The sequence below is a fragment of the Cellvibrio sp. PSBB023 genome (assembly GCF_002007605.1).
Lineage (GTDB): Bacteria > Pseudomonadota > Gammaproteobacteria > Pseudomonadales > Cellvibrionaceae > Cellvibrio.
On record NZ_CP019799.1, the window covers coordinates 4147501 to 4172089 of the forward strand.

A 24589-nucleotide genomic window follows, 5' to 3' on the forward strand; every position below is an offset into this window, starting at 1 on the left:
CCGGCTTAAGGAATCGATAAGTGTCTAAAAGAAAAGAAGTTAACTGACTGGTTTTTACGCCAGAAGCTCTTTAACAAGGTGGAATGTAAAGTAATAAATTGCTGATTTATGGATGTCTTGTGTATCTCTACACAAAAGTCCGGCGAATCATACTCATGCGATGCGCTTATTATCGTGAGCGTATCAATGTTGTAAATCGTTAAAGCAGTCGCTTGTGTTATATGGTCAAGCGACTAAGCGCACACGGTGGATGCCTAGGCAGTTGGAGGCGATGAAAGACGTAGGAGCCTGCGATAAGCTCGGGGGAGCTGGCAAACAAGCTGTGATCCCGAGATCTCTGAATGGGGGAACCCACCTACTTTTAGTAGGTATCGTACAGTGAATACATAGCTGTACGAAGCGAACCCGGGGAACTGAAACATCTAAGTACCCGGAGGAAAAGAAATCAACCGAGATTCCCTCAGTAGCGGCGAGCGAAAGGGGACCAGCCCTTAAGTGGCTTTGGTATTAGTGGAAGGCTCTGGAAAGTGCCGCGATACAGGGTGATAGCCCCGTACACGAAAATGCCTTAGTCATGAAAACGAGTAGGACGGGACACGTGATATCCTGTTTGAATATGGGGGGACCATCCTCCAAGGCTAAATACTCCCAACTGACCGATAGTGAACCAGTACCGTGAGGGAAAGGCGAAAAGAACCCCTGTGAGGGGAGTGAAATAGATCCTGAAACCGTGTGCGTACAAGCAGTAGGAGCAGACTTGTTCTGTGACTGCGTACCTTTTGTATAATGGGTCAGCGACTTATTGTCAGTGGCAAGGTTAACCGTATAGGGGAGCCGTAGCGAAAGCGAGTCTTAATAGGGCGTCTAGTCGCTGGCAATAGACCCGAAACCCGGCGATCTATCCATGTGCAGGTTGAAGGTTGGGTAACACTAACTGGAGGACCGAACCCACAAATGTTGAAAAATTTGGGGATGACGTGTGGATAGGGGTGAAAGGCTAATCAAGCCGGGAGATATCTGGTTCTCCCCGAAAGCTATTTAGGTAGCGCGTCATGTCTCACCCAGGGGGGTAGAGCACTGTTTGGGCTAGGGGGTCATCCCGACTTACCAAACCCATGCAAACTACGAATACCCTGGAGTGCAATCATGGCAGACAGACAGCGGGTGCTAACGTCCGTTGTCAAGAGGGCAACAACCCAGACCGCCAGCTAAGGTCCCCAATGTTAGTTAAGTGGGAAACGATGTGGGAAGGCTTAGACAGCTAGGAGGTTGGCTTAGAAGCAGCCACCCTTTAAAGAAAGCGTAATAGCTCACTAGTCGAGTCGGCCTGCGCGGAAGATGTAACGGGGCTAAAACTAGCAACCGAAGCTGCGGCTGCATACTTTGTATGTGGGGTAGGGGAGCGTTCTGTAAGCCGTCGAAGGTGTGTTGAGAAGCATGCTGGAGGTATCAGAAGTGCGAATGCTGACATGAGTAACGATAAGGGGAGTGAAAAACTCCCCCGCCGGAAGATCAAGGGTTCCTGTCCAACGCTAATCGGGACAGGGTTAGTCGGCCCCTAAGGCGAGGCGGAAACGCGTAGTCGATGGGAAACAGGTTAATATTCCTGTACCTCTTTTTACTGCGATGGGGGGACGGAGAAGGCTAGAGCAGCACGGCGTTGGTTGTCCGTGTTTAAGGTCGTAGGCTGGTGTCTTAGGTAAATCCGGGATGCTAAGGCTGAGAACTGATGACGAGTGTTCCTCGGAACATGAAGTGCTTGATGCCATGCTTCCAAGAAAAGCCTCTAAGCTTCAGGTAAAAAGAGACCGTACTCCAAACCGACACAGGTGATCAGGTAGAGAATACCAAGGCGCTTGAGAGAACTCGGGTGAAGGAACTAGGCAAAATGGCACCGTAACTTCGGGAGAAGGTGCACTGCTGATGGTGAAGGGCTTGCCCCGTAAGCTATTGGCAGTCGAAGATACCAGGCCCCTGCAACTGTTTATTAAAAACACAGCACTCTGCAAACACGTAAGTGGACGTATAGGGTGTGACGCCTGCCCGGTGCCGGAAGGTTAATTGATGGGGTTAGCGCAAGCGAAGCTCTTGATCGAAGCCCCGGTAAACGGCGGCCGTAACTATAACGGTCCTAAGGTAGCGAAATTCCTTGTCGGGTAAGTTCCGACCTGCACGAATGGCGTAATGATGGGGGCGCTGTCTCCACCCGAGACTCAGTGAAATTGAAATCGCGGTTAAGATGCCGTGTTCCCGCGGCTAGACGGAAAGACCCCGTGAACCTTTACTATAGCTTTGCACTGAACTTTGAACCTATCTGTGTAGGATAGGTGGGAGGCTTTGAAGTCGAGACGCTAGTTTCGATGGAGCCGTCCTTGAAATACCACCCTGGTATGTTTGAGGTTCTAACGTCGGCCCCTTATCGGGGTTACGGACAGTGTATGGTGGGTAGTTTGACTGGGGCGGTCTCCTCCCAAAGAGTAACGGAGGAGCACGAAGGTGTGCTAATCATGGTCGGAAATCATGAGGTTAGTGTAAAGGCAAAAGCACGCTTGACTGCGAGACAGACATGTCGAGCAGGTACGAAAGTAGGTCTTAGTGATCCGGTGGTTCTGTATGGAAGGGCCATCGCTCAACGGATAAAAGGTACTCCGGGGATAACAGGCTGATACCGCCCAAGAGTTCACATCGACGGCGGTGTTTGGCACCTCGATGTCGGCTCATCACATCCTGGGGCTGAAGCCGGTCCCAAGGGTATGGCTGTTCGCCATTTAAAGTGGTACGCGAGCTGGGTTTAGAACGTCGTGAGACAGTTCGGTCCCTATCTGCCGTGGGCGTTGGAGATTTGAGAAGAGTTGTTCCTAGTACGAGAGGACCGGAATGAACGAACCTCTGGTGTTCGGGTTGTCATGCCAATGGCACTGCCCGGTAGCTATGTTCGGACGGGATAACCGCTGAAAGCATCTAAGCGGGAAGCCTCCTTCAAGACTAGATCTCCCTGGGGCTTTAAGCCCCCTAAAGAGCCGTTGAAGACTACGACGTTGATAGGTCAGGTGTGGAAGCGCTGCGAGGCGTTGAGCTAACTGATACTAATTGCTCGTGCGGCTTGACCATATAACAGAATCGACTGTTAGACGGTTTACGATTTATCCGGACTTGTACGATATGCAAGCATCCAAACAATACACACAGCAACACTTTACGTTCCACCGCCCTATTTGAGTCAATCAAGGCCGACATACTAGATGTCTTAAGACCTTCGAACTCATGCAGAATTGCTTGACGACCATAGCAAGTTGGAACCACCTGATCCCATTCCGAACTCAGAAGTGAAACGACTTAGCGCCGATGGTAGTGTGGGGTCTCCCCATGTGAGAGTAGGTCATCGTCAAGCTCTTAAATATAAACGCCCTGTAGATACTCTACAGGGCGTTTTTTTTGCCTGTGACTCTCCATTTGCTGAATTTGGCTTGTCAAAATGATTTTGCCAATGGCTTTTATCGCGCAGCTCTGATTATATGGGCAGTGATTTTTTGCCTGAGAGAGTTTACGTGTTAACTGTAGATCTAAATGCGATTCAGCAAAATTGGCTTACGTTGTCTGCCTCATCCTTGGCCAGTGTTGCCGGTGTAATTAAGGCTGATGCTTATGGCTTGGGCGCACGACAAGTTGGTTGCGCGCTTTACGCTGTTGGATGCAGAACCTTTTTTTTGGCCTCAGTAGAAGAGGCGGTAACTGCTCGAGATTTTTTGCCTGCTGATGCGACCATTTATGTCCTGGGCGGACTGCGCAATGTAGATATTTCCGAATTGTTCGCGCGCAATCTTATCCCTATGCTCTGCTCTGTTTATGATGTGGAGCAATGGTTGAAATTCAAATCGTCTGCTCAAGTTAATGCTGTAGCCGGATTAAAAATCAATACGGGAATGACTCGTTTTGGATTGGATGAGCGGGATTTTTCTCTGCTCTGCACTGATGAGTTTCGCCTAAAAGCAATTAATCCTGAGCTCCTTATCAGTCATCTTGCATGTGCTGACGAGGTTAATCATTTGCAAAACAATATTCAGCTTAATCGTTTTCTTAAATCCCTTGAGCAGATAAAAAGAGTATTGCCGCCTGTCCGTGCAAGCTTGGCCAATTCCTCTGGGATTTTTTTAGGAAAGGAATGGCATTTCGATTTGCTTCGCCCTGGTGCGGCGCTGTATGGCATTAATCCAACACCTTTAGATAAAAACCCAATGCTACCTGTTGTAAGACTGGCTTTGCCAATCTTGCAGGTTCGTAGTTTGAGTGCTTCTGAATTTATTGGCTATGGCGCCACGGCAAGTTTGCCGACAGGTGCAAGAGTTGCTGTTGTTGCAGGTGGTTATGCCGACGGTGTCCATAGAACACTTGGTGCGCACCCAGAAGGCATATTGCTTGGTCAGAGAGTAAAAGTGATTGGCAGGATATCAATGGATTCGATGATATTTGATATTTCTCACATTGCTGCTTCAGATGAGGAATTGATGCAAGCTTCTGTAGAGGTGATTGGTGATGATCGCTCTATTGATCGCCTTATGAAAACTCATAAGACATTAGGCTATGAAGTGCTTACCAGTTTGGGCTCAAGATATAAAAGACACTATTTGCCAGGGGCTTTATGAACCCTAATTTCGTTGAATCAAGTTCCTTGTATGCTGTGCTGAAATTATTGTCAGATGGCGAGTTTCACTCCGGCGAAGAACTGGGGCTCTTGCTTGGTGTGAGCCGAGCTGCTGTCTGGAAAACTTTAAAAAAGTTTGAGCCATTGGGTATTGATATTACCTCTGTTAAAGGTCGGGGTTATTGTATTAGCGGTGGTCTCGACTTATTAGACAAATCCAAAATTCATCCAAGTGCTGACGCTTCGTTAAGCATTAATGTATTTACCCAGTTGGATTCGACTAACTCATTTTTGTTGCGTCAAGAACAGCCTGAGCGCCAGGTTTGTTTAGCAGAAAATCAAACTGCGGGTCGAGGCAGGCGCGGCCGAGCTTGGGTTAGCCCATTTGCACAAAATCTCTATCTTTCTATAGGTTGGGGCTTTGAAGGAGGTGTTGCTGCGCTCGAGGGGCTGAGTTTGGCGATAGGTTTGGCAGTGGTGAGATGTTTGCAGAAATACAAGGTTAATGGTTTGCAATTAAAGTGGCCAAATGACCTCCTGTATAAAGATAAAAAGCTGGGCGGTATTTTAATAGAAATGAATGGTGATCCCGCAGGTTATTGCTCTTGTGTTGTGGGGATTGGCCTGAACGTATCCATGAAAGTAAGTGATTCGGAATCTATTGAGCAGCCCTGGATTAATCTTAACGACATTTTGGCTGAGCAGGGGCTTCCCTTTATTGGGCGTAACCAACTTGCTTCATCATTGATGGATGAGTTGGTAATCATACTGTCGAATTATCAGCACAGCGGTTTTTCTGCATACAGGAGCGAGTGGGAATCGGTAGCTGCCTATGTTGATCAGCCCATTAGTCTTCAAGCGGGTAATAGGGTGCAATTTGGTGTGTTCCGAGGGGTTGATTCAACTGGCGCATTGAGGCTCGAGATGAATGGCGAGGAGCATATTATTCATGGTGGTGAGGTATCCCTGAGGGCGGCCCATGTTTCTTGAAATTGACATGGGAAATTCACGTATTAAGTGGCGATTTCGGGATGCTAGCAATGTTCTCGATAAGGGATTCATTGAGACAACCGCAGAGTTTGATTTATTGGCGGCTTTCTGGCTTCCCTATGCTGGGCGAGTAACAGTAGTGTGGGTTGCTAGTGTGGTCAGCGATGACCTGGAGCAAAAACTTGCTGAGTGTGTTAAGCGTATTTTTGCTATTGATCCCATATTTGCCAGAAGTGGCCCTAATGTTGGTGTCGTACAAAATGGTTATGACTCGCCTGATTTATTGGGTGTTGATCGTTGGCTTTCGATTCTGGCTGCATATGGGTACACGCAAACTGCATGCATTGTTTTGTCATTAGGTACGGCCGCGACTATTGATGTTATCGATAAAAACGGGCGTCATTTGGGGGGATTTATTGCTCCAGGCTTATCGCTAATGATTCGCTCTCTATCTTCTAGTGCGCGACGTATATCGGCTAACTCTCACGAAATTGTCCTGACGGAGGAGCTTGGTCGAGCCACATCTTTGGCAATTTGTGGTGGCTGCACGTCAATGCTGGAAGGCTTGGTAGATAATGCGGTAAAACAATTACGTAAAGTGGCAGGCGACGAGCATTTTGAGTTGGTGTTTACGGGCGGCGATGCAATTCAGTTGATGCCATATTATCCATCTGCGCACTTGATAAATGATTTGGTAATGGATGGACTGGCGTACGCACTACAGGAATCAATACCGGGGTGTAATCAATGAGATCAATTTTTTTTCTGATCCTCGCTGCAAATGTGCTTTTTTTTCTGCAGCAGCATTTCTTTTCGGCCGAGGTTCATGCGCAGGGTAATGGAAGTACCGTTCAATCCGTACAAGGGGAGGTTTCACCTCAGGGGTTATTATTACTATCGGAGCGTTCTGCATCTGATGGCGCCATCAAAAAAAAGAGCAGCCAAAGTGCTCTGACGAGCCGTGAGCTGGGTGATGAATCAAAAAACGATACACCGCTGTGCACTATGATTGGCCCTTATGAGCAACTATTGCACGCCGAGTACGCTGTTGAGCGCCTTACTGCCTTAGGCGCTGATGTTCATGTGGTGCCAATAGAGATTAAGGAGGGTGAATCCTTCTGGGTTTATCTTGCTCCGGAAGTATCCGAACGAGAGGCGCTAAACAGGCTGTATGAATTGCAAAGAAAAAGCATAGAGAGTCATGTCATATCAAAAGGTGAATTAGCCAATGGAATATCTTTTGGGCGTCTCTCCAATTATGAAGACGCGGAAGCTCTGGCAAAAAAAATCAGAGATACTGGTTATGATGCGCAAATAAAAATAATGCCAAAGACAATTCAAGAGACTTGGGTTGTTGTAGCTGATGGTATTGCGGGAAAAATAGACAACTCAGTATGGGAGGAGCTAATCAAAAAGCAAAAAGGGCTCGAAAAGAGACAAAATTATTGTTTAGGTGTTGCTTCTCAATAGATCTTTCAATAGAATTCTGCCTCCACAAACAGCGGTGGTCAAAAAAGCTGGCGTAGCTCAGTAGGTAGAGCAGCTGACTTGTAATCAGCCGGTCGGGGGTTCGATTCCTCTCGCCAGCTCCAGTTTGGAGTTAGCTTTTTGACATAACTGTGTGAATTTATTGAAAAAATAGATTGACAGTTGCTGGTTTGGGCCGGAAAATGCCGGCGGTTTTCGGCAGGGGTTCCCGAGTGGCCAAAGGGATCAGACTGTAAATCTGACGCGCAAGCTTCGATGGTTCGAATCCATCCCCCTGCACCAATTTACCTTAAGTTTGTTTGAGGTTGGTAAAGCCTGGTGGCTAGTCCAGTATCTCGTTAAAGCGGGTATGGTTCAATGGTAGAACCTCAGCCTTCCAAGCTGATGGCGCGGGTTCGATTCCCGCTACCCGCTCCAACTAATTTAGGAATGCGCTCATATAGCTCAGTTGGTAGAGCACACCCTTGGTAAGGGTGAGGTCAGCAGTTCAAATCTGCTTATGAGCTCCAAAATAATGCTGCGAGAGAGTGCCTCTCGCAGCTTTTTTATCTGTGTGATTGTTATTTTACGTCTGAGGAGGCGCTCGCAATGGCGAAGGAAAAGTTTGAACGTAACAAGCCCCACGTCAACGTGGGCACCATTGGTCACGTTGACCACGGTAAAACCACTCTGACAGCAGCGCTGACTCGCGTTTGTGCAGAAAGCTGGGGTGGCGCGTTTGTTGGTTATGATGGTATCGATAACGCACCTGAAGAAAAGGCGCGCGGTATTACCATTAATACCTCTCACGTGGAATATGACTCACCAACTCGCCACTACGCGCACGTTGACTGCCCAGGCCACGCCGACTATGTGAAGAACATGATCACCGGTGCTGCCCAGATGGACGGTGCAATTCTGGTGTGTGGTGCAACTGATGGTCCAATGCCACAAACTCGTGAACACATCCTGCTGTCTCGTCAGGTAGGCGTTCCTTACATCGTAGTATTCCTGAACAAGGCTGACTTGTTGGCAGAAGACTGTGGTGGTGTGGGTACTGAAGAGTACAACGAAATGTTGGAATTGGTAGAAATGGAGCTGCGTGAGCTGCTGTCTACCTATGACTTCCCAGGCGATGATACCCCAATTATTGCTGGTTCTGCGCTGATGGCGTTGAATGGCGAAGATGAAAACGGTTTGGGTACCTCTGCGGTACGTAAGCTGGTTGAGTCTCTGGACAGCTACATCCCTGAGCCAGTACGTGCAATTGATCAGCCATTCCTGATGCCAGTAGAAGACGTATTCTCTATCTCTGGTCGCGGTACTGTAGTAACTGGCCGTGTAGAGCGTGGTGTTGTTAAAGTTGGTGAAGAGATCGCGATCGTTGGTCTGAAAGACACCGTTAAAACCACCTGTACTGGTGTTGAAATGTTCCGCAAGCTGCTTGACGAAGGTCGCGCCGGTGAGAACGTTGGTGTTCTGTTGCGTGGTACCAAGCGTGATGATGTTGAGCGTGGCCAAGTTCTATGTAAGCCAGGTTCAGTGACTCCACACACCAAGTTTGAATCAGAAGTGTACGTATTGTCTAAAGAAGAAGGCGGTCGTCATACTCCATTCTTCAAAGGCTATCGTCCACAGTTCTACTTCCGTACTACTGACGTAACTGGTGCAGTAGAATTGCCGGAAGGTGTAGAAATGGTAATGCCAGGCGACAACATCAAGATGGTTGTTACCTTGATTCACCCAATCGCGATGGAAGACGGTTTGCGTTTTGCTATCCGTGAAGGTGGTCGTACTGTTGGTGCTGGCGTAGTTGCCAAAATCATTCAGTAATTGAATGAGGGCGGCTTGTCCGCCCTTTATTTGCCTCTGTTATGTTAGGCCAGTAGTTCAATTGGTAGAGCACCGGTCTCCAAAACCGGGTGTTGGGGGTTCGAGTCCCTCCTGGCCTGCCAAATTTCATGAAGGTTTCCTGCGATAATGACTGCAAATACCGAAGAAAAAGTTTATCGACTTGACGCATTAAAATGGCTCTTGGTTTTTGCAGTGGTTGCTGCTGGCGTCGTTGGTAACTCTCATTTTTCTGCTGAATCAATTCTCTATCGTGCACTGGGTCTTATAGTGCTTGCAGCTATAGCTGTTGCTATTGCGTTGCAAACTGCAAAAGGTGCAGCGATATCAGATGTTGTGCGTGGTGCGCTTGTTGAGCTGCGCAAAGTTGTCTGGCCTACTCGTCAAGAAACCAATCAAACAACCCTTATTGTATTGGCAGTTGTTTTTGTAATGGCAATCATTCTTTGGTTGCTTGATACTCTATTTGGTTTTATTGCCTCAAGTATCATAGGATAGATTGGTATGGCTAAGCGCTGGTATGTCGTTCATGCATATTCCGGGTATGAAAAAAAAGTCGCTCTTTCTTTGCGTGAGCGTGTTGCACTGTACGGCATGGAAGAAAGTTTTGGCGAAATTTTAGTTCCCACTGAAGAAGTGGTTGAAATGCGTGGCGGCCAAAAACGTAAAAGCGAAAGAAAATTCTTCCCTGGCTACGTGTTGGTTCAAATGGAGCTGAATGATGATACTTGGCACTTGGTGAAAGATACCCCAAGAGTTATGGGTTTTATTGGTGGTAAAGCAGATCAGCCTGCGCCTATTACTGAAAAAGAGGCGGAAGCTATATTGCGTCGTGTAGACGACTCAATGGAGAAGCCGAAACCCAAAACAATTTTCGAACCAGGTGAAATGGTTCGCGTAATTGATGGTCCGTTCAATGACTTTAATGGCGTTGTTGAAGAAGTAAATTACGATAAAAACAAGCTTCGTGTTGCTGTATTAATATTTGGTAGATCTACTCCTGTTGAATTGGAGTTTGGTCAGGTAGAAAAGACTTAATATTCTGATTTTTTAACGCCCCTCTTCATCCAGTTATGAAGAGGGGTTTTCGTGTCTCAGGCTTAGACTGAGACGGGGAGCCTAAGACGCTAGTTTTGCCAAAAATTAGTCGAGGCGCTAATACCCATAGGGGAGTTATATCATGGCAAAGAAAGTAACCGCTTACGTTAAGCTGCAAGTTGCAGCTGGCAAAGCAAACCCAAGTCCTCCGGTTGGTCCAGCTCTTGGTCAGCACGGCGTAAATATCATGGAATTCTGTAAAGCATTTAATGCGCAGACCCAAGGTATGGAAGTTGGTGCTCCTGTTCCTGTCATTATCAGTGTGTATAGCGATCGTAGCTTCACATTCGTAATGAAAACACCACCAGCTTCTTTCTTGTTGAAAAAAGCTGCAGGTATTGCCAGTGGTAGTGGTCGTCCTAACACCAACAAAGTAGGCAAGGTAACTCGTGCCCAGCTCGAAGCTATTGCAACTACTAAGTTGGCTGATTTGACTGCTGCTGATATGGATGCTGCCGTGCGTACTATCGCAGGTTCTGCGCGTTCAATGGGCCTGGAAGTGGAGGGCGTATAAGATGGCAAAAATTACTAAGCGTCAACGTGCAATCAACGAGAAAGTTGATTCCAGCAAGCAGTATTCTATTGAAGATGCTGTTGCTTTGTTAAAAGAACTTTCTACTGTGAAGTTTGCTGAGACAGTAGATGTATCAATCAGCCTGGGTATTGACCCTCGTAAATCAGATCAATCTGTTCGTGGTGCAACTACACTGCCTCACGGTAATGGTAAGTCTGTACGCGTTGCTGTATTTACTCAAGGTGCAAATGCCGAAGCGGCAAAAGCAGCTGGAGCAGAATACGTAGGTATGGATGATCTGGCTGCAGAAATCAAAGCCGGTAAAATGGATTTTGATGTTGTTATTGCCAGTCCAGATGCAATGCGCGTTGTTGGTCAACTCGGTCAGGTTTTGGGTCCACGTGGTCTGATGCCTAACCCAAAAACTGGCACAGTAACTCCGGATGTATTGACTGCTGTTAAGAATGCTAAAGCCGGTCAAGTTCGCTACCGCGCCGAGAAAGGCGGTATCGTGCATGGCGGTTTGGGTAAAATCTCTTTTGATACTATCGCTATCAAAGAAAACCTTGAGGCGTTGGTTGCTGATTTGAAGAAAGCCAAACCAGCTACTTCTAAAGGTATTTACCTGAAGAAAATTTACTTGAGTACGACTATGGGCCCTGGCCTGGTAATCGACCAAGCATCACTCGCTGTTTAATTCGCAAGTGAAACGAACTTTGGGGTCCACTATTTTAGTGGGCCGTCAAAGACCGTAGGTGTCTGAGCAATAGGTTCATACTTAATACCCTACGCAGATGGTGAGACCCTATTTGCTGCATTAATTGCAATGAATGACATCACCGAATAGTGGTCCTGGTGTGTTTATCAGGACTGGTAGTTAACGATAATCAATGGCGCAGCATCCGTGTTGCAATTTGATTGTCCATGCAGGAGAAATCCCGTGGCATTAGGACTTGAAGGCAAAAAAGCGATTGTCGCTGAAGTCCAAGAAGCTGCAAAGAGCGCTCTGTCTGCTGTTATCGCTGATTCCCGTGGCGTAACTGTTGGCAAAATGACCGCTCTGCGCAAGCAGGCCCGTGAAGCTGGCGTCTGGGTAAAAGTCGTCCGTAACACATTGGCCCGTCGCGCTGTGCAAGGTACAGCTTACGAATGTCTTGCTGATAAATTCGTAGGACCAACTTTGATTGCTTTTTCTACCGAGCACCCAGGTGCTGGTGCGCGTATCCTTCAGGATTTCGCTAAAGAAAATGACAAGTTTGAGTTGAAAGCTGCTGCCTTTGAAGGTGAGCTAGTGAATATCGCAATGTTGGCGACACTGCCAACTTACGACGAAGCTATTGCTCGCTTGATGAGTGTGATGAAAGAGGCTTCCGCTGGCAAACTGGTTCGCACTATTGCGGCCGTTCGCGATCAAAAAGAACAGCAAGCTGCTTAATCTTCGGATTAGCACTTACTTTAGATTTAACGAGCAAAGTTGCTCCATTAATTAGGAATTGAGACATGTCTCTGACTAAAGACGATATCATCAATGCCATCGCAGAAATGTCTGTAAAAGACGTTGTTGAGCTGATCACTGCAATGGAAGAGAAATTCGGTGTTAGCGCTGCGGCTGCTACCGTTGCTGTAGCTGCTGGCCCAGCTGCTGCTGCTGAAGAGCAAACTGAATTTGACGTTATCCTTTCTTCTGCTGGTGATAAGAAAGTTAACGTAATTAAAGCAGTTCGTGAACTGACTGGTCTTGGTTTGAAAGAAGCTAAAGACTTGGTAGAAAGCGCACCTAAAGCAGTTAAAGAAGCTGTTTCTAAAGCTGATGCCGATGCAGCCAAGGCTAAATTGGAAGAAGCTGGCGCACTCGTAGAAGTTAAATAATTCTACGCTTGTGTCACAGCGTCCATTTACAGTGTGGACACAGGGCTGGTGAGCAATATGCTCGCCAGCCTTTTTCTGTTTTCAGAAATCCTATTGCACTGCTGTAAATTGAGACAGAAATGGCTAGCTTAAGCTGTGCCATTGGGTTACTCCTGAAGTAATCGTAAAGTTATCGAATTTAAGCAAGTTTTTACAAAGAAACGCACGTGCGTTTTCATGGCTGCGATCAAGCCCGATCCGCGAACAAGCTGGGGAATACAGATGGCTTACTCATATACTGAGAAAAAACGTATCCGTAAGGATTTTGGCAAACTGCCACATGTAATGGATGTACCTTACCTTTTGGCGATTCAGTTAGATTCCTACAGAAAGTTTACCCAGGCAGACACTTTGCCTACCAAGCGTGAAGATATGGGTTTACACGCCGCTTTCCGTTCCGTTTTTCCAATCGTCAGCTACTCAGGTAATGCAGCCCTCGAATACGTGAGCTACAACCTTGGTAAAGCCGCTTTTGATGTGAACGAATGTATCCTGCGTGGTGTTACCTATGCAGTTCCCCTGCGCGTAAAAGTCCGTTTGATTATTTACGATCGCGAATCCTCAAACAAAGCCATCAAAGACATTAAAGAACAAGAAGTGTACATGGGTGAGATTCCACTCATGACCGATAACGGTACCTTTGTTATCAACGGTACCGAGCGCGTTATCGTGTCGCAATTGCATCGCTCTCCCGGCGTGTTCTTCGACCACGATAAAGGTAAGACGCATTCCTCCGGTAAGCTGCTGTTTTCTGCGCGGATTATTCCTTACCGTGGTTCATGGTTGGACTTTGAGTTTGACCCTAAAGATTTGCTGTATGTTCGTATTGACCGTCGTCGTAAATTGCCTGCGACTATTCTGCTGCGTGCGCTTGGCTTCAGCTCTCAAGAAATGCTGGCGATGTTCTTTGAAACCAGCACCTTTATTCTTGGAAAAGACGGCCAGTTTAGCTATGAGGTGGTTCCATCCCGTCTGCGTGGTGATGTAGCTACCTTTGACATCAAAGATGACAAAGGCAATATCATTGTTGAAGAGGGTCGTCGTATTACGGCGCGCCACATTCGCCAATTGGAAAAAGCCAATGTTAATCAAATGGATGTACCAGCTGAATATTTGCTGGGCCGCTCATTGGCAAAAGATATTATCGATACTCGCACTGGTGAATTGTTGTTTGAATGCAACACTGAAATTACCGCCGATGTACTGTCGAAATTAAGCGCTGCAGGTGCAGAGCAAATTGAAACGCTCTATACCAACGAATTGGATTGCGGTGCGTTTATTTCCGATACCCTGCGTGTTGACCCTACTCGTACTGCATTGGAAGCGTTGGTGGAAATTTACCGCATGATGCGTCCTGGCGAGCCGCCAACCAAAGAATCTGCAGAAGCCTTGTTCCAAAATCTGTTCTTCTCGCAAGAGCGATATGACCTCTCTGCTGTAGGTCGTATGAAGTTCAACCGCCGTTTAGGGCGTGAAGCTGAGACTGGCGAAGGCACATTGTCTAACGATGATATCGTTGATGTGATGAAAACTCTCATCTCTATCCGCAATGGTAAAGGTGTTGTGGATGATATCGATCACTTGGGTAACCGTCGTGTTCGCTCTGTTGGTGAGATGGCTGAAAACCAATTCCGTGTTGGTTTGGTGCGTGTTGAGCGCGCGGTAAAAGAGCGTCTCTCTATGGCGGAAAGCGAAGGCTTGATGCCACAAGATTTGATCAACGCTAAACCCGTTGCCGCTGCAGTGAAAGAGTTCTTCGGCTCTTCACAGTTGTCGCAATTTATGGATCAAAACAACCCGCTGTCAGAGATCACGCATAAGCGTCGTGTCTCTGCGCTTGGCCCAGGCGGCTTGACTCGTGAGCGTGCGGGCTTCGAGGTTCGTGACGTGCACCCGACCCATTATGGTCGCGTATGTCCAATTGAAACACCTGAAGGTCCAAACATTGGTTTGATTAACTCCTTGGCTACCTACGCGCGCACTAACAATTACGGCTTCCTTGAAAGCCCGTATCGCAAAGTGATTAACGGCAAAGTAACCAATGAGATAGATTTCCTGTCAGCAATCAATGAGTCTGATTATGTGATTGCACAGGCATCAGCAACCTTGGATGACAATGGCAATTTAACTGAAGAGTTGGTGTCCGTTCGTCACTTGAACGAATTTACCCTGAAAGCGCCTGCCGATGTTCAATATATGGACGTGTCTGCGCGCCAGGTAGTTTCTGTTGCAGCTTCTCTGATTCCATTCCTCGAGCACGATGACGCCAACCGTGCATTGATGGGATCAAACATGCAGCGTCAAGCTGTACCAACCTTACGCTCACAAAAGCCGTTGGTGGGAACAGGCATGGAGCGTAATGTTGCTTCTGACTCTGGTGTGTGTGTGGTTGCGAAGCGGGGCGGCGTTATCGATAGCGTTGATGCTGGTCGTATCGTAGTTAAAGTGCATGATACAGAAGTTGAAGCTGGTGATGCAGGTGTGGATATCTACAACCTGATCAAATACACCCGCTCCAACCAAAATACTTGTATCAATCAGCGTCCTATCGTCAGCATGGGCGACTCAGTATCCCGTGGCGATATTCTGGCGGACGGTCCTTCCGTTGATATGGGTGAATTGGCGCTTGGCCAAAACATGCGTATCGCCTTTATGCCGTGGAATGGTTATAACTTCGAAGACTCGATTCTGGTTTCAGAGCGCGTTGTACAAGAAGATCGCTTCACTACCATTCATATCCAGGAATTAACCTGTATCGCACGTGATACCAAGTTGGGCAGTGAAGAAATCACCGCCGATATTCCAAACGTGGGTGAGAGTGCGCTGAGCAAACTCGACGAGTCCGGCATTGTGTATATCGGAGCGGAAGTGGGCGGCGGCGATATTCTGGTTGGTAAGGTTACACCTAAAGGTGAAACCCAACTGACGCCTGAAGAAAAACTGTTGCGTGCAATCTTTGGTGAAAAAGCTTCTGACGTTAAAGATACTTCTTTGCGTGTGCCCTCAAGCACCAAAGGTACTGTAATTGACGTTCAGGTTTTCACTCGCGATGGCCTTGAAAAAGATCAACGTAGTTTGGAAATTGAAAAGGCGCAATTGGATGAAGTGCGCAAAGATTTGAACGAAGAATACCGTATCGTTGAGTCTGCCACCTTCGAGCGTTTGCGTTCAGCATTGGTTGGCCAAACGGTAGCATCAGGAAAAAATGTGAAGAAAGGCGAAGCCTTGACACACGAAATTCTGGACGGCTTGGAAAAAGATCAGTGGTTCAAGTTGCGCATGTCTGAAGAGGCGCTCAACGAACAGATCGACCGTGCAGAAGAGCAGTTGGCAGAGCGTCGCAAGATTCTCGACGAACGTTTTGAAGACAAGAAGCGCAAGCTCTCTACCGGTGATGATCTGGCTCCTGGCGTTCTCAAAATTGTTAAGGTTTATTTGGCAATCAAGCGTCGTATCCAACCAGGCGACAAGATGGCTGGTCGTCACGGTAACAAGGGTGTTATCTCGGTCATTATGCCGATTGAAGATATGCCTTATGACGAAAATGGCGAGACTGTTGATATCGTCCTCAACCCGCTCGGTGTACCTTCACGTATGAACGTGGGTCAGGTGTTGGAAATGCACTTGGGTATGGCGGCTAAAGGCTTGGGTGTGAAGATCAACAAGATGTTGCAAGAGCAGAAAGCGATTGCTGACATTCGCGCATTCCTGGAAGAGATCTACAACAAAACCGGTGATGTTGCTGCCAAAGAAGATCTGGCGTCGTTTACCGACAAAGAAATTCTCGACCTGGCTAAAAACCTGGTGGACGGTGTGCCTATGGCAACACCTGTATTTGATGGTGCGAAAGAGCATGAAATCAAGGCATTGCTGCGTTTAGCTGGCCTGTCAGATACCGGTCAATCCGTACTTTATGATGGACGTACTGGCGATCAGTTCACTCGTCCAGTCACTGTTGGCTATATGTACATGCTGAAGTTGAACCACTTGGTCGACGACAAAATGCATGCTCGTTCAACCGGCTCTTACAGTCTTGTTACCCAGCAACCTTTGGGTGGTAAAGCACAATTCGGTGGACAGCGTTTCGGTGAGATGGAAGTGTGGGCGTTGGAAGCATACGGCGCGGCTTACACCTTGCAGGAAATGTTGACGGTTAAGTCGGATGACGTTGCGGGTCGTACCAAGATGTATAAGAACATCGTGGATGGCGATCATCGTATGGAGCCTGGCATGCCGGAATCTTTCAACGTATTGGTTAAAGAGATCCGCTCTCTGGGTATCAACATTGAGCTTGAACAAGACGATTAATCTGATCGTCTGCTCCGGCAATAGGCACTTTGTGCCTATTGCCTTGTTGTTTTCCCGGCAGCAGTGCCGACAAGAATTTGCCTAGAAGTTTAATGAAAGCTCCCTTGGAGCCAACAGGAGAAAGCGCCTTGAAAGACTTACTGAATTTACTCAAGTCCCAGGGACAGGTCGAAGAATTCGACTCTATTCGTATTAGCTTGGCATCACCTGAAATGATTCGTTCATGGTCGTTTGGCGAAGTGAAAAAGCCGGAGACTATCAACTACCGTACCTTCAAACCAGAGCGTGAAGGTTTGTTCTGCGCCAAGATTTTTGGACCAGTAAAAGATTACGAATGCTTGTGCGGTAAGTACAAGCGCATGAAACATCGCGGCATTATCTGTGAGAAGTGTGGCGTTGAAGTAACCTTGGCTAAAGTGCGCCGTGAGCGTATGGGCCACATTGAGTTGGCTAGCCCGGTTGCGCATATCTGGTTTTTGAAATCACTGCCGAGCCGTATTGGTTTGTTGCTGGATATGACGCTGCGTGATATCGAGCGCGTTCTGTATTTTGAATCCTACGTAGTGACCGAGCCAGGTATGACTACCTTGGAGCGTGGTCAATTGCTTTCTGACGAGCAATACTTTGAAGCCATGGAAGAATTCGGTGACGAATTCGAAGCGCAAATGGGTGCTGAAGCCATTCAAACCTTGATGCGTGCTATCGATTTGGAATCAGAAATCCAACGTCTGCGCGAAGAAATCCCGAACACCACCAGCGAAACCAAAATTAAGAAGTACTCCAAGCGCTTGAAGCTGTTGGAAGCATTCTTCTTCTCTGGCAACAAGCCCGAGTGGATGGTAATGGAAGTGTTGCCGGTATTGCCGCCGGATTTGCGTCCATTGGTTCCATTGGACGGCGGCCGTTTTGCGACTTCCGACCTGAACGATTTGTACCGTCGCGTAATCAACCGTAACAACCGTTTGAAGCGCCTGCTGGACTTGAATGCACCCGACATTATCGTGCGCAACGAAAAGCGTATGCTGCAAGAAGCGGTAGATGCGCTGCTCGATAACGGCCGTCGTGGTCGTGCGATTACTGGTTCGAACAAGCGTCCGCTGAAATCATTGGCAGACATGATCAAAGGTAAGCAAGGTCGTTTCCGTCAAAACCTGCTCGGTAAGCGTGTTGACTACTCAGGTCGTTCGGTGATCGTAGTAGGTCCAACCCTGCGTCTGCATCAGTGCGGTCTGCCGAAGAAAATGGCGTTGGAACTGTTCAAGCCGTTTATTTTCAGCAAGCTCGAGTTGCGTGGTTTGGCGACCACGATTAAAGCCGCCAAGAAAATGGTTGAGCGCGAAGAAGCTGTCGTGTGGGATATCCTCGACGAAGTGATCCGCGAGCATCCGGTTCTCCTGAACCGTGCACCAACTCTTCACCGTCTTGGTATCCAGGCGTTTGAGCCAGTGCTGATTGAAGGTAAAGCAATCCAACTGCACCCACTCGTATGTTCTGCGTACAACGCCGACTTCGATGGTGACCAGATGGCTGTTCACGTTCCACTGACCATTGAAGCTCAGTTGGAAGCTCGTGCATTGATGATGTCAACCAACAACATCCTTTCTCCCGCATCAGGTGAGCCAATCATCGTTCCTTCGCAGGACGTGGTATTGGGCTTGTATTGGATGACCCGTGATCGTGTTAATGCCAAAGGCGAGAACATGATTTTTGCAGATACTGCAGAAGTGTCACGTGCCTATTACTCCAAACAAGTTGACCTGCAAGCACGCATCAAAGTGCGTTTGGTTGAAACCCTCATTGGTGCTGAAGGCGAAAGAACTAGCGAGACCAAATTGGTAGAAACTACCGTGGGTCGCGTATTGCTGTGGGAAATCGTTCCGCCAGGTATTCCTCTGGAAATGATCAATCGCCCAATGGTTAAGAAAGCGATTTCTGCAGTTATTAACTATTGCTATCGCGTAGTCGGCTTGAAGGCTACGGTTATTTTTGCTGACCGTTTGATGTACATGGGCTATGACTTCTCTACCAAGTCAGGTTCTTCTATTGGCGTTAATGACTTCACTATTCCTGCTGCCAAGGCTGAAATCATCGGTCGTGCTGATGCAGAAGTAAAAGAAATCGAAACCCAATATGCTTCTGGTCTGGTAACTCAGGGCGAGAAATACAACAAGGTTATCGATATTTGGTCCCGTGCCAACGATTTGGTTGCCAAATCGATGATGGAAGGTATCTCCAAAGAAGCTGTTATTAACCGTGATGGCGTTGAAGAATTACAGCCTTCATTTAACTCCGTATTTATGTACGCCGACTCAGGTGCGCGTGGTTCGCCCGCACAGATTCGTCAGTTGGCCGGTATGCGTGGTTTGATGGCACGTCCTGATGGCTCGATCATCGAGACTCCTATTAAAGCAAACTTCCGTGAAGGCTTGAACGTACTCCAGTACTTCATTTCAACACACGGTGCGCGTAAAGGTTTGGCGGATACTGCATTGAAAACGGCAAACTCCGGTTACCTGACTCGTCGTTTGGTTGACGTTGCACAAGATCTGGTGGTTACCCTGCAAGATTGTGGTACCGATGAAGGCCTGACTATGTCACCGGTTATTGAAGGTGGTGATGTTATTGAGTCTTTGGGTGACCGTATCCTCGGTCGTATTATTGCGCGCGATGTGATTCGTCCGGGTACTGATGAGATTCTGGTTCCTGCCGGCACCATGATCGACGAAGCTTGGGTTGAGCGTGTTGAAGCCATGGGTATCGACGAAGTATTGGTGCGCTCACCAATTACTTGTGAAGCACGCAGTGGCATCTGCTCTATGTGTTACGGTCGTGACCTGGCTCGTGGTCATCGTGTTAACGTTGGCGAAGCAGTTGGTGTTATTGCTGCCCAGTCAATCGGTGAACCAGGTACCCAGCTGACCATGCGTACCTTCCACATTGGTGGTGCGGCATCGCGAGCGTCTGCGGCCGATAGCGTACAAGTTAAACAAGAAGGTACTGTGCGCCTGTTGAACGTGAAGGTTGTAAGCAACCCTGCGGGCAATCTGGTAGCTGTATCTCGTTCAGGCGAATTGGCGATTGCTGATAGCAGTGGCCGTGAGCGTGAGCGTTACAAGATTCCTTACGGTGCATTGATCACCGTTAAAGATGGAGAGGCAGTTAAAGGCGGTCAAATTATCGCTAAATGGGATCCGCATACTCACCCGATTGTATCGGAAGTGGCAGGTACTGTTGCTTTCTCTGGTATGGAAGACGGTCTTTCTATCCGTCGCCAGACCGACGAGTTGACTGGTTTGAGCTCTATTGAAGTATTGGATCCGGCCGAGCGTCCATCTGCCGGTAAAGATCTGCGCCCAGCGGTAACTCTGGTGGATGCAAAAGGCAAAGAGTTGTTCCTGGCTAACACCAATGTGCCTGCTCACTACATGCTGCCAGCCAAGGCGATTTTGAGTATCAACAACCACGACATCATCAATGTTGGTGACATTATTGCGCGTATTCCGCAAGAAGGTTCCAAGACTCGTGATATCACCGGTGGTCTGCCGCGCGTTGCTGACTTGTTTGAAGCGCGTCGTCCGAAAGAGCCGTCAATCCTGGCGGAAATCTCCGGTACTGTGAGCTTCGGTAAAGAGACCAAGGGCAAACGTCGTTTGATTATTACTCCTGTGGATGGTCAATTGTTACCAGACGGTTCGACCCATTACGAAGTGCTGATTCCGAAACATCGCCAATTGACCGTATTTGAAGGTGAGATGGTTGCCAAGGGTGAAGTTGTTTCTGATGGCCCAAGCAATCCGCACGATATCTTGCGCCTGCAAGGTGTTGAGGCGCTGGCGCGTTACATCACCAACGAAATTCAGGATGTTTATCGCTTGCAAGGTGTAAAAATCAACGATAAGCACATTGAGACCATCGTGCGTCAAATGTTGCGTAAAGTTGAAATCACCACCATGGGCGACTCTACCTTCGTGAAAGGTGAGCAAGTTGAGTACAACCAACTGCTGGAAGAAAACGAAAAGCTGCGTGCAGAAGCTCGCCAGCCTGCCAACTACGAGCGTCAGCTGCTGGGTATCACCAAGGCATCTCTGGCAACTGAATCGTTTATTTCGGCGGCATCCTTCCAGGAGACAACACGCGTTCTGACGGAAGCGGCGGTAACAGGCAAGAAAGATGCCTTGCGCGGCCTGAAAGAGAACGTAGTGGTTGGTCGATTGATTCCTGCCGGTACCGGTTTGGCATATCACTCCGACCGTAAGCGTCGCCGTGAAGCTGCACAAGTACAAGATGTGGGTGTGAGTGCTGAAGATGTTGAAGCAGCACTGACCGAAGCATTGAAATCAAGCATTGGTTAATGTTTGACTGAACGGGCGCACCCGATGTGCCCGCGGGCTCTATCCCAAGCAAGACTGGCTGCGCCAGTCTTGCTTTTTTATCGGCCAGATCTACCTGCTGGCTAGTAAATAAGCGGACTTTGCCTTGACGGTGGGGGAGTGCATCTTTACAATGCGCCACCCACTTTTTCCTAAGTGGGAAGCTGGGCTATGCCAATCTCTGGCCTGCTCGCTTTCTTAAACCTGCCTTCCGAATGAAGGCGTTTTTTATCTATGGAGTTAGTTTTCATGCCGACGATCAACCAGTTGGTTCGTAAGCCAAGAAAACGTATCGTAGACAAGAGCGATGTTCCTGCTCTGCAAGGCAATCCGCAAAGACGCGGTGTTTGCACTCGCGTTTATACGACTACACCTAAAAAGCCAAACTCAGCATTGCGTAAAGTATGCCGTGTTCGTTTGACCAATGGTTTTGAAGTGTCTTCCTATATCGGCGGTGAAGGCCATAACTTGCAAGAGCACAGCGTGGTGCTGATCCGTGGCGGTCGTGTAAAAGACTTGCCGGGTGTGCGTTACCACACTGTACGCGGTTCACTGGATACTTCTGGTGTTGCCAAGCGTAGACAAGGTCGCTCCAAATACGGTGCAAAACGTCCTAAGTAATGCTGATGGGCGGGTTTATATCCGCCATGTGCATCTGACGTTAATGTTTTCGGTTTACCACCGAGTAAGGCCAAGCAACCTAAAGCAATCTGGCTTTTTGTATTGTCTTGGAAAATCCCTGAAGAGAGGCTTTTGATATGCCAAGAAGACGAGTCGTCGCCAAACGCGACACGCTGCCGGATCCAAAATACGGCAACGTGACTCTGGCGAAATTTATGAACCACGTGATGATCAGTGGTAAGAAATCGGTAGCAGAGCGCATTATTTATGGCGCTATGGATATCGTTAAAACCAAATTGAATCGTGACCCTCTGGAGGTTTTCTCTGAGGCTCTCGAGAACATCGCTCCGCTGGTTGAAGTTAAATCTCGCCGTGTGGGTGGTGCAACTTACCAAGTTCCAGTTGAAGTTCGTGCTTCTCGCCGTACTGCACTGGCAATGCGTTGGTTGGTGGATTACTCCCGTAAGCGCGGTGAGAAATCCATGCCTGCGCGTTTGGCAGGTGAGTTGATGGATGCTGCACAAGGTAAAGGCGCTGCGGTTAAAAAGCGTGAAGACGTTCACCGCATGGCTGAAGCGAACAAAGCGTTCTCGCACTTCCGTTTCTAAGTGGAAGTTCGTTTCTAATCAGCAGTATGGGACAAAGGCAGCGTGGCTGCCTTTGTCTTTCTAGCGAAATCGTAATTGGGGAAGATCGCCGTGGCACGTAAAACACCTATCGCACGTTATCGAAACATTGGTATTTGTGCGCATGTTGATGCAGGCAAAACGACTACGACTGAGCGAATTCTGTTTTATACCGGTCTGTCTCACAAATTGGGTGAGGTGCATGACGGTGCGGCCACCACAGACTGGATGGTTCAAGAGCAAGAGCGCGGGATTACCATTACCTCGGCAGCTGTTACCACTTTTTGGAGCGGTATGGCCGGGCAATACGATGAGCATAGAATCAATGTAATTGATACTCCAGGGCACGTGGACTTTACCATTGAGGTGGAGCGTTCATTGCGTGTTTTGGATGGTGCCGTGGTGGTCCTGTGTGGATCATCGGGCGTACAGCCACAAACTGAAACAGTATGGCGTCAAGCTAACAAATACGAAGTGCCACGCATGGTGTTTGTTAACAAGATGGACCGTACTGGCGCTAACTTCATGCGTGTGGTTGAGCAGTTAAAGTCACGTCTAGGTGCCAATCCTGTTCCGTTGCAAATGACGATTGGTAGCGAAGATGAGTTCAAAGGTGTTGTTGATCTGGTAAAAATGCGCGCCATCATCTGGAATGAGGCCGATCAGGGGATGACATTTAGCTATGAGTCAATTCCTGCGGATATGCAGGCTACTTGCGAGAAAATGCGCGAGTTTTTGGTTGAATCAGCCGCTGAGTCCAGTGAAGAACTGATGGAAAAGTATCTGGGCGGTGAAGAGCTCACTGAGGATGAAATAAGAGCAGGTATTCGTGCTCGCACCCTGGCCAACGAAATTATTCCGGTACTGGGTGGTTCTGCTTTCAAAAATAAGGGTGTTCAGGCGATGCTTGATGCCGTTATTGAATACTTGCCAGCCCCAACTGAAGTTAAGGCTATCGAGGGGGTGCTCGAAGATGGCGAGACAGTAGCTACGCGAGTGGCGAGTGATGATGAACCCTTTGCGGCGCTCGCATTCAAGATTGCAACAGACCCATTTGTGGGTACATTGACCTTTTTCCGTGTGTATTCCGGCACCCTGGAGTCGGGTGACACTGTTCTGAACTCAGTGAAAGGCAAGAAAGAGCGCGTAGGCCGCATGGTGCAAATGCATGCCAACCAGCGTAACGAAATTAAAGAAGTATTGGCGGGTGACATTGCGGCGGGTATAGGTTTCAAGGATTGCACTACGGGCGATACCTTGTGTGATATCAACAATGTCATCGTGCTGGAGCGCATGGATTTCCCTGAACCGGTAATTCATGTTGCGGTGGAGCCAAAAACCAAAGTTGATCAGGAAAAAATGGGTGTTGCCTTGAGTAAGCTTGCTCAGGAGGATCCTTCGTTCCGCGTGCGTACCGATGAAGAGACTGGGCAGACCATTATTGGCGGTATGGGTGAGTTGCATCTCGACATCATTGTTGATCGTATGCGTCGTGAGTTTGGTGTTGAGGCGAATATCGGTAAACCTCAAGTTGCATATCGCGAAGCAATTCGTAACACCTGTGAGATTGAAGGTAAGTTTGTTCGTCAATCGGGTGGGCGCGGTCAATTTGGGCACTGCTGGATTCGCTTTTCACCGGGTGCAGATGAAAGTGCTGAAGGGCTTGAGTTCGTGAATGAGGTTGTGGGAGGTGTTGTTCCCAAAGAGTTCATTCCAGCAATCCAAAAAGGTATTGCTGAGCAAATGCAAAATGGTGTTTTGGCCGGCTATCCATTGCTTGGCCTTAAAGCTGTAGTGTTTGATGGTTCCTATCATGATGTTGACTCATCCGAGATGGCGTTTAAAATTGCGGCGTCTATGGCGACCAAAAAGCTCGCGCAGAAAGGTGGTGCTGTTCTGCTTGAGCCAATCATGAAGGTTGAGGTTGTTACCCCGGAAGTTAACATGGGTGACGTAGTGGGTGACTTGAATCGCCGTCGTGGTCTCATTCTCGGTATGGATGAGGGTGTGATGGGCAAGGTGGTTGATGCTGAGGTTCCGCTGTCGGAAATGTTCGGCTACGCAACGGCGTTGCGTTCGGCTACTCAGGGGCGTGCTACCTACACCATGGAATTCTTGAAGTACCAAGAAGCTCCTCGCAATGTTGCTGATGAAGTGATTGCGAAGGGTAAAATGCAAAGAGACGAAGAATAGT

16 protein-coding genes, 5 tRNA genes and 2 rRNA genes are annotated in these 24589 nt (G+C 48.1%); all 23 read left to right on the forward strand.

Going from position 1 to position 24589, the window contains the following annotated elements; genetic code table 11:
- Nucleotides 1-223: 223 nt before the first annotated feature.
- The 23 genes from B0D95_RS17850 to fusA all read left to right on the forward strand — a co-directional run bounded on the left by B0D95_RS17850 (nucleotide 224) and on the right by fusA (nucleotide 24588).
- Nucleotides 224-3111, forward strand: a 23S ribosomal RNA gene (locus B0D95_RS17850).
- Between the two features lie 164 nt (nucleotides 3112-3275).
- Nucleotides 3276-3391 (forward strand): 5S ribosomal RNA (gene rrf, locus B0D95_RS17855).
- Between the two features lie 157 nt (nucleotides 3392-3548).
- Entirely contained in the window at nucleotides 3549-4643 is a 1095-nt protein-coding gene (alr, locus tag B0D95_RS17860; RefSeq protein WP_168172478.1) for an alanine racemase, read from the forward strand.
- Nucleotides 4640-5632 carry a bifunctional biotin--[acetyl-CoA-carboxylase] ligase/biotin operon repressor BirA gene (gene birA, locus B0D95_RS17865; RefSeq protein WP_078045151.1) on the forward strand — a complete coding sequence of 331 codons (993 nt, stop codon included), beginning with the start codon at nucleotides 4640-4642 and terminating at the stop codon, nucleotides 5630-5632. Before alr ends, birA begins: the two co-directional genes overlap by 4 nt.
- A complete protein-coding gene (locus tag B0D95_RS17870) occupies nucleotides 5622-6383 on the forward strand; it encodes a type III pantothenate kinase (protein WP_078045152.1) in 762 nt (253 codons plus the stop codon). Before birA ends, B0D95_RS17870 begins: the two co-directional genes overlap by 11 nt.
- On the forward strand, nucleotides 6380-7102 hold the full coding sequence (locus B0D95_RS17875) for a hypothetical protein (RefSeq protein WP_078045153.1): 723 nt from the start codon (nucleotides 6380-6382) through the stop codon (nucleotides 7100-7102). Before B0D95_RS17870 ends, B0D95_RS17875 begins: the two co-directional genes overlap by 4 nt.
- Nucleotides 7103-7148: 46 nt before the next feature.
- Nucleotides 7149-7224 (forward strand) — tRNA-Thr (locus tag B0D95_RS17880).
- A 94-nt stretch (nucleotides 7225-7318) separates the two neighbouring features.
- Nucleotides 7319-7402: transfer RNA gene (locus B0D95_RS17885), tRNA-Tyr, on the forward strand.
- A 61-nt stretch (nucleotides 7403-7463) separates the two neighbouring features.
- Nucleotides 7464-7537, forward strand: a tRNA-Gly gene (locus B0D95_RS17890).
- Between the two features lie 16 nt (nucleotides 7538-7553).
- Nucleotides 7554-7629, forward strand: a tRNA-Thr gene (locus tag B0D95_RS17895).
- Nucleotides 7630-7708: 79 nt separating this feature from the next.
- Nucleotides 7709-8932 carry an elongation factor Tu gene (gene tuf, locus B0D95_RS17900; protein WP_007644455.1) on the forward strand — a complete coding sequence of 408 codons (1224 nt, stop codon included), beginning with the start codon at nucleotides 7709-7711 and terminating at the stop codon, nucleotides 8930-8932.
- Between the two features lie 46 nt (nucleotides 8933-8978).
- A tRNA-Trp gene (locus B0D95_RS17905) sits at nucleotides 8979-9054 on the forward strand.
- 25 nt (nucleotides 9055-9079) lie between these two features.
- Nucleotides 9080-9448, forward strand: coding sequence for a preprotein translocase subunit SecE (secE, locus tag B0D95_RS17910; protein WP_078045154.1), 369 nt, complete (start codon nucleotides 9080-9082; stop codon nucleotides 9446-9448).
- Between the two features lie 6 nt (nucleotides 9449-9454).
- The gene (nusG, locus tag B0D95_RS17915; RefSeq protein ID WP_040393155.1) at nucleotides 9455-9988 is read left to right on the forward strand and encodes a transcription termination/antitermination protein NusG; all 534 of its coding nucleotides are present in this window, start codon (nucleotides 9455-9457) and stop codon (nucleotides 9986-9988) included.
- Between the two features lie 142 nt (nucleotides 9989-10130).
- Nucleotides 10131-10562 (forward strand): 50S ribosomal protein L11, encoded by a 432-nt coding sequence (rplK, locus tag B0D95_RS17920; protein WP_078045155.1) that lies wholly within the window; start codon nucleotides 10131-10133, stop codon nucleotides 10560-10562.
- A gap of 1 nt (nucleotide 10563) precedes the next feature.
- The gene (gene rplA / locus B0D95_RS17925) at nucleotides 10564-11259 is read left to right on the forward strand and encodes a 50S ribosomal protein L1 (protein ID WP_078045156.1); all 696 of its coding nucleotides are present in this window, start codon (nucleotides 10564-10566) and stop codon (nucleotides 11257-11259) included.
- Between the two features lie 243 nt (nucleotides 11260-11502).
- Nucleotides 11503-11997, forward strand: coding sequence for a 50S ribosomal protein L10 (rplJ, locus tag B0D95_RS17930; protein ID WP_007644448.1), 495 nt, complete (start codon nucleotides 11503-11505; stop codon nucleotides 11995-11997).
- Between the two features lie 65 nt (nucleotides 11998-12062).
- Nucleotides 12063-12431, forward strand: a complete 369-nt coding sequence (rplL, locus tag B0D95_RS17935; protein ID WP_007644449.1) for a 50S ribosomal protein L7/L12 — start codon at nucleotides 12063-12065, stop codon at nucleotides 12429-12431.
- 261 nt (nucleotides 12432-12692) lie between these two features.
- Nucleotides 12693-16778: a DNA-directed RNA polymerase subunit beta gene (rpoB, locus tag B0D95_RS17940; protein ID WP_078045157.1), complete on the forward strand. Its 4086-nt coding sequence runs from the start codon at nucleotides 12693-12695 to the stop codon at nucleotides 16776-16778.
- A 128-nt stretch (nucleotides 16779-16906) separates the two neighbouring features.
- The gene (rpoC, locus tag B0D95_RS17945; RefSeq protein WP_078045826.1) at nucleotides 16907-21130 is read left to right on the forward strand and encodes a DNA-directed RNA polymerase subunit beta'; all 4224 of its coding nucleotides are present in this window, start codon (nucleotides 16907-16909) and stop codon (nucleotides 21128-21130) included.
- A gap of 267 nt (nucleotides 21131-21397) precedes the next feature.
- A complete protein-coding gene (gene rpsL, locus B0D95_RS17950) occupies nucleotides 21398-21769 on the forward strand; it encodes a 30S ribosomal protein S12 (protein ID WP_040393161.1) in 372 nt (123 codons plus the stop codon).
- Nucleotides 21770-21906: 137 nt separating this feature from the next.
- Nucleotides 21907-22377, forward strand: coding sequence for a 30S ribosomal protein S7 (rpsG, locus tag B0D95_RS17955; protein WP_007644453.1), 471 nt, complete (start codon nucleotides 21907-21909; stop codon nucleotides 22375-22377).
- A gap of 90 nt (nucleotides 22378-22467) precedes the next feature.
- Complete coding sequence (gene fusA, locus B0D95_RS17960) at nucleotides 22468-24588, forward strand: elongation factor G (RefSeq protein ID WP_078045158.1); 2121 nt, start codon at nucleotides 22468-22470, stop codon at nucleotides 24586-24588.
- Nucleotide 24589: the final 1 nt, after the last annotated feature.

Bases quoted from the DNA above. Each gene is read 5' to 3' on its own strand.
- birA (WP_078045151.1), top strand. From the start codon at position 4,640: ATGAACCCTAATTTCGTTGAATCAAGTTCCTTGTATGCTGTGCTGAAA.
- B0D95_RS17870 (WP_078045152.1), top strand. From the start codon at position 5,622: ATGTTTCTTGAAATTGACATGGGAAATTCACGTATTAAGTGGCGATTT.
- B0D95_RS17875 (WP_078045153.1), top strand. From the start codon at position 6,380: ATGAGATCAATTTTTTTTCTGATCCTCGCTGCAAATGTGCTTTTTTTT.
- tuf (WP_007644455.1), top strand. From the start codon at position 7,709: ATGGCGAAGGAAAAGTTTGAACGTAACAAGCCCCACGTCAACGTGGGC.
- secE (WP_078045154.1), top strand. From the start codon at position 9,080: ATGACTGCAAATACCGAAGAAAAAGTTTATCGACTTGACGCATTAAAA.
- nusG (WP_040393155.1), top strand. From the start codon at position 9,455: ATGGCTAAGCGCTGGTATGTCGTTCATGCATATTCCGGGTATGAAAAA.
- rplK (WP_078045155.1), top strand. From the start codon at position 10,131: ATGGCAAAGAAAGTAACCGCTTACGTTAAGCTGCAAGTTGCAGCTGGC.
- rplA (WP_078045156.1), top strand. From the start codon at position 10,564: ATGGCAAAAATTACTAAGCGTCAACGTGCAATCAACGAGAAAGTTGAT.
- rplL (WP_007644449.1), top strand. From the start codon at position 12,063: ATGTCTCTGACTAAAGACGATATCATCAATGCCATCGCAGAAATGTCT.
- rpoB (WP_078045157.1), top strand. From the start codon at position 12,693: ATGGCTTACTCATATACTGAGAAAAAACGTATCCGTAAGGATTTTGGC.
- rpsL (WP_040393161.1), top strand. From the start codon at position 21,398: ATGCCGACGATCAACCAGTTGGTTCGTAAGCCAAGAAAACGTATCGTA.
- rpsG (WP_007644453.1), top strand. From the start codon at position 21,907: ATGCCAAGAAGACGAGTCGTCGCCAAACGCGACACGCTGCCGGATCCA.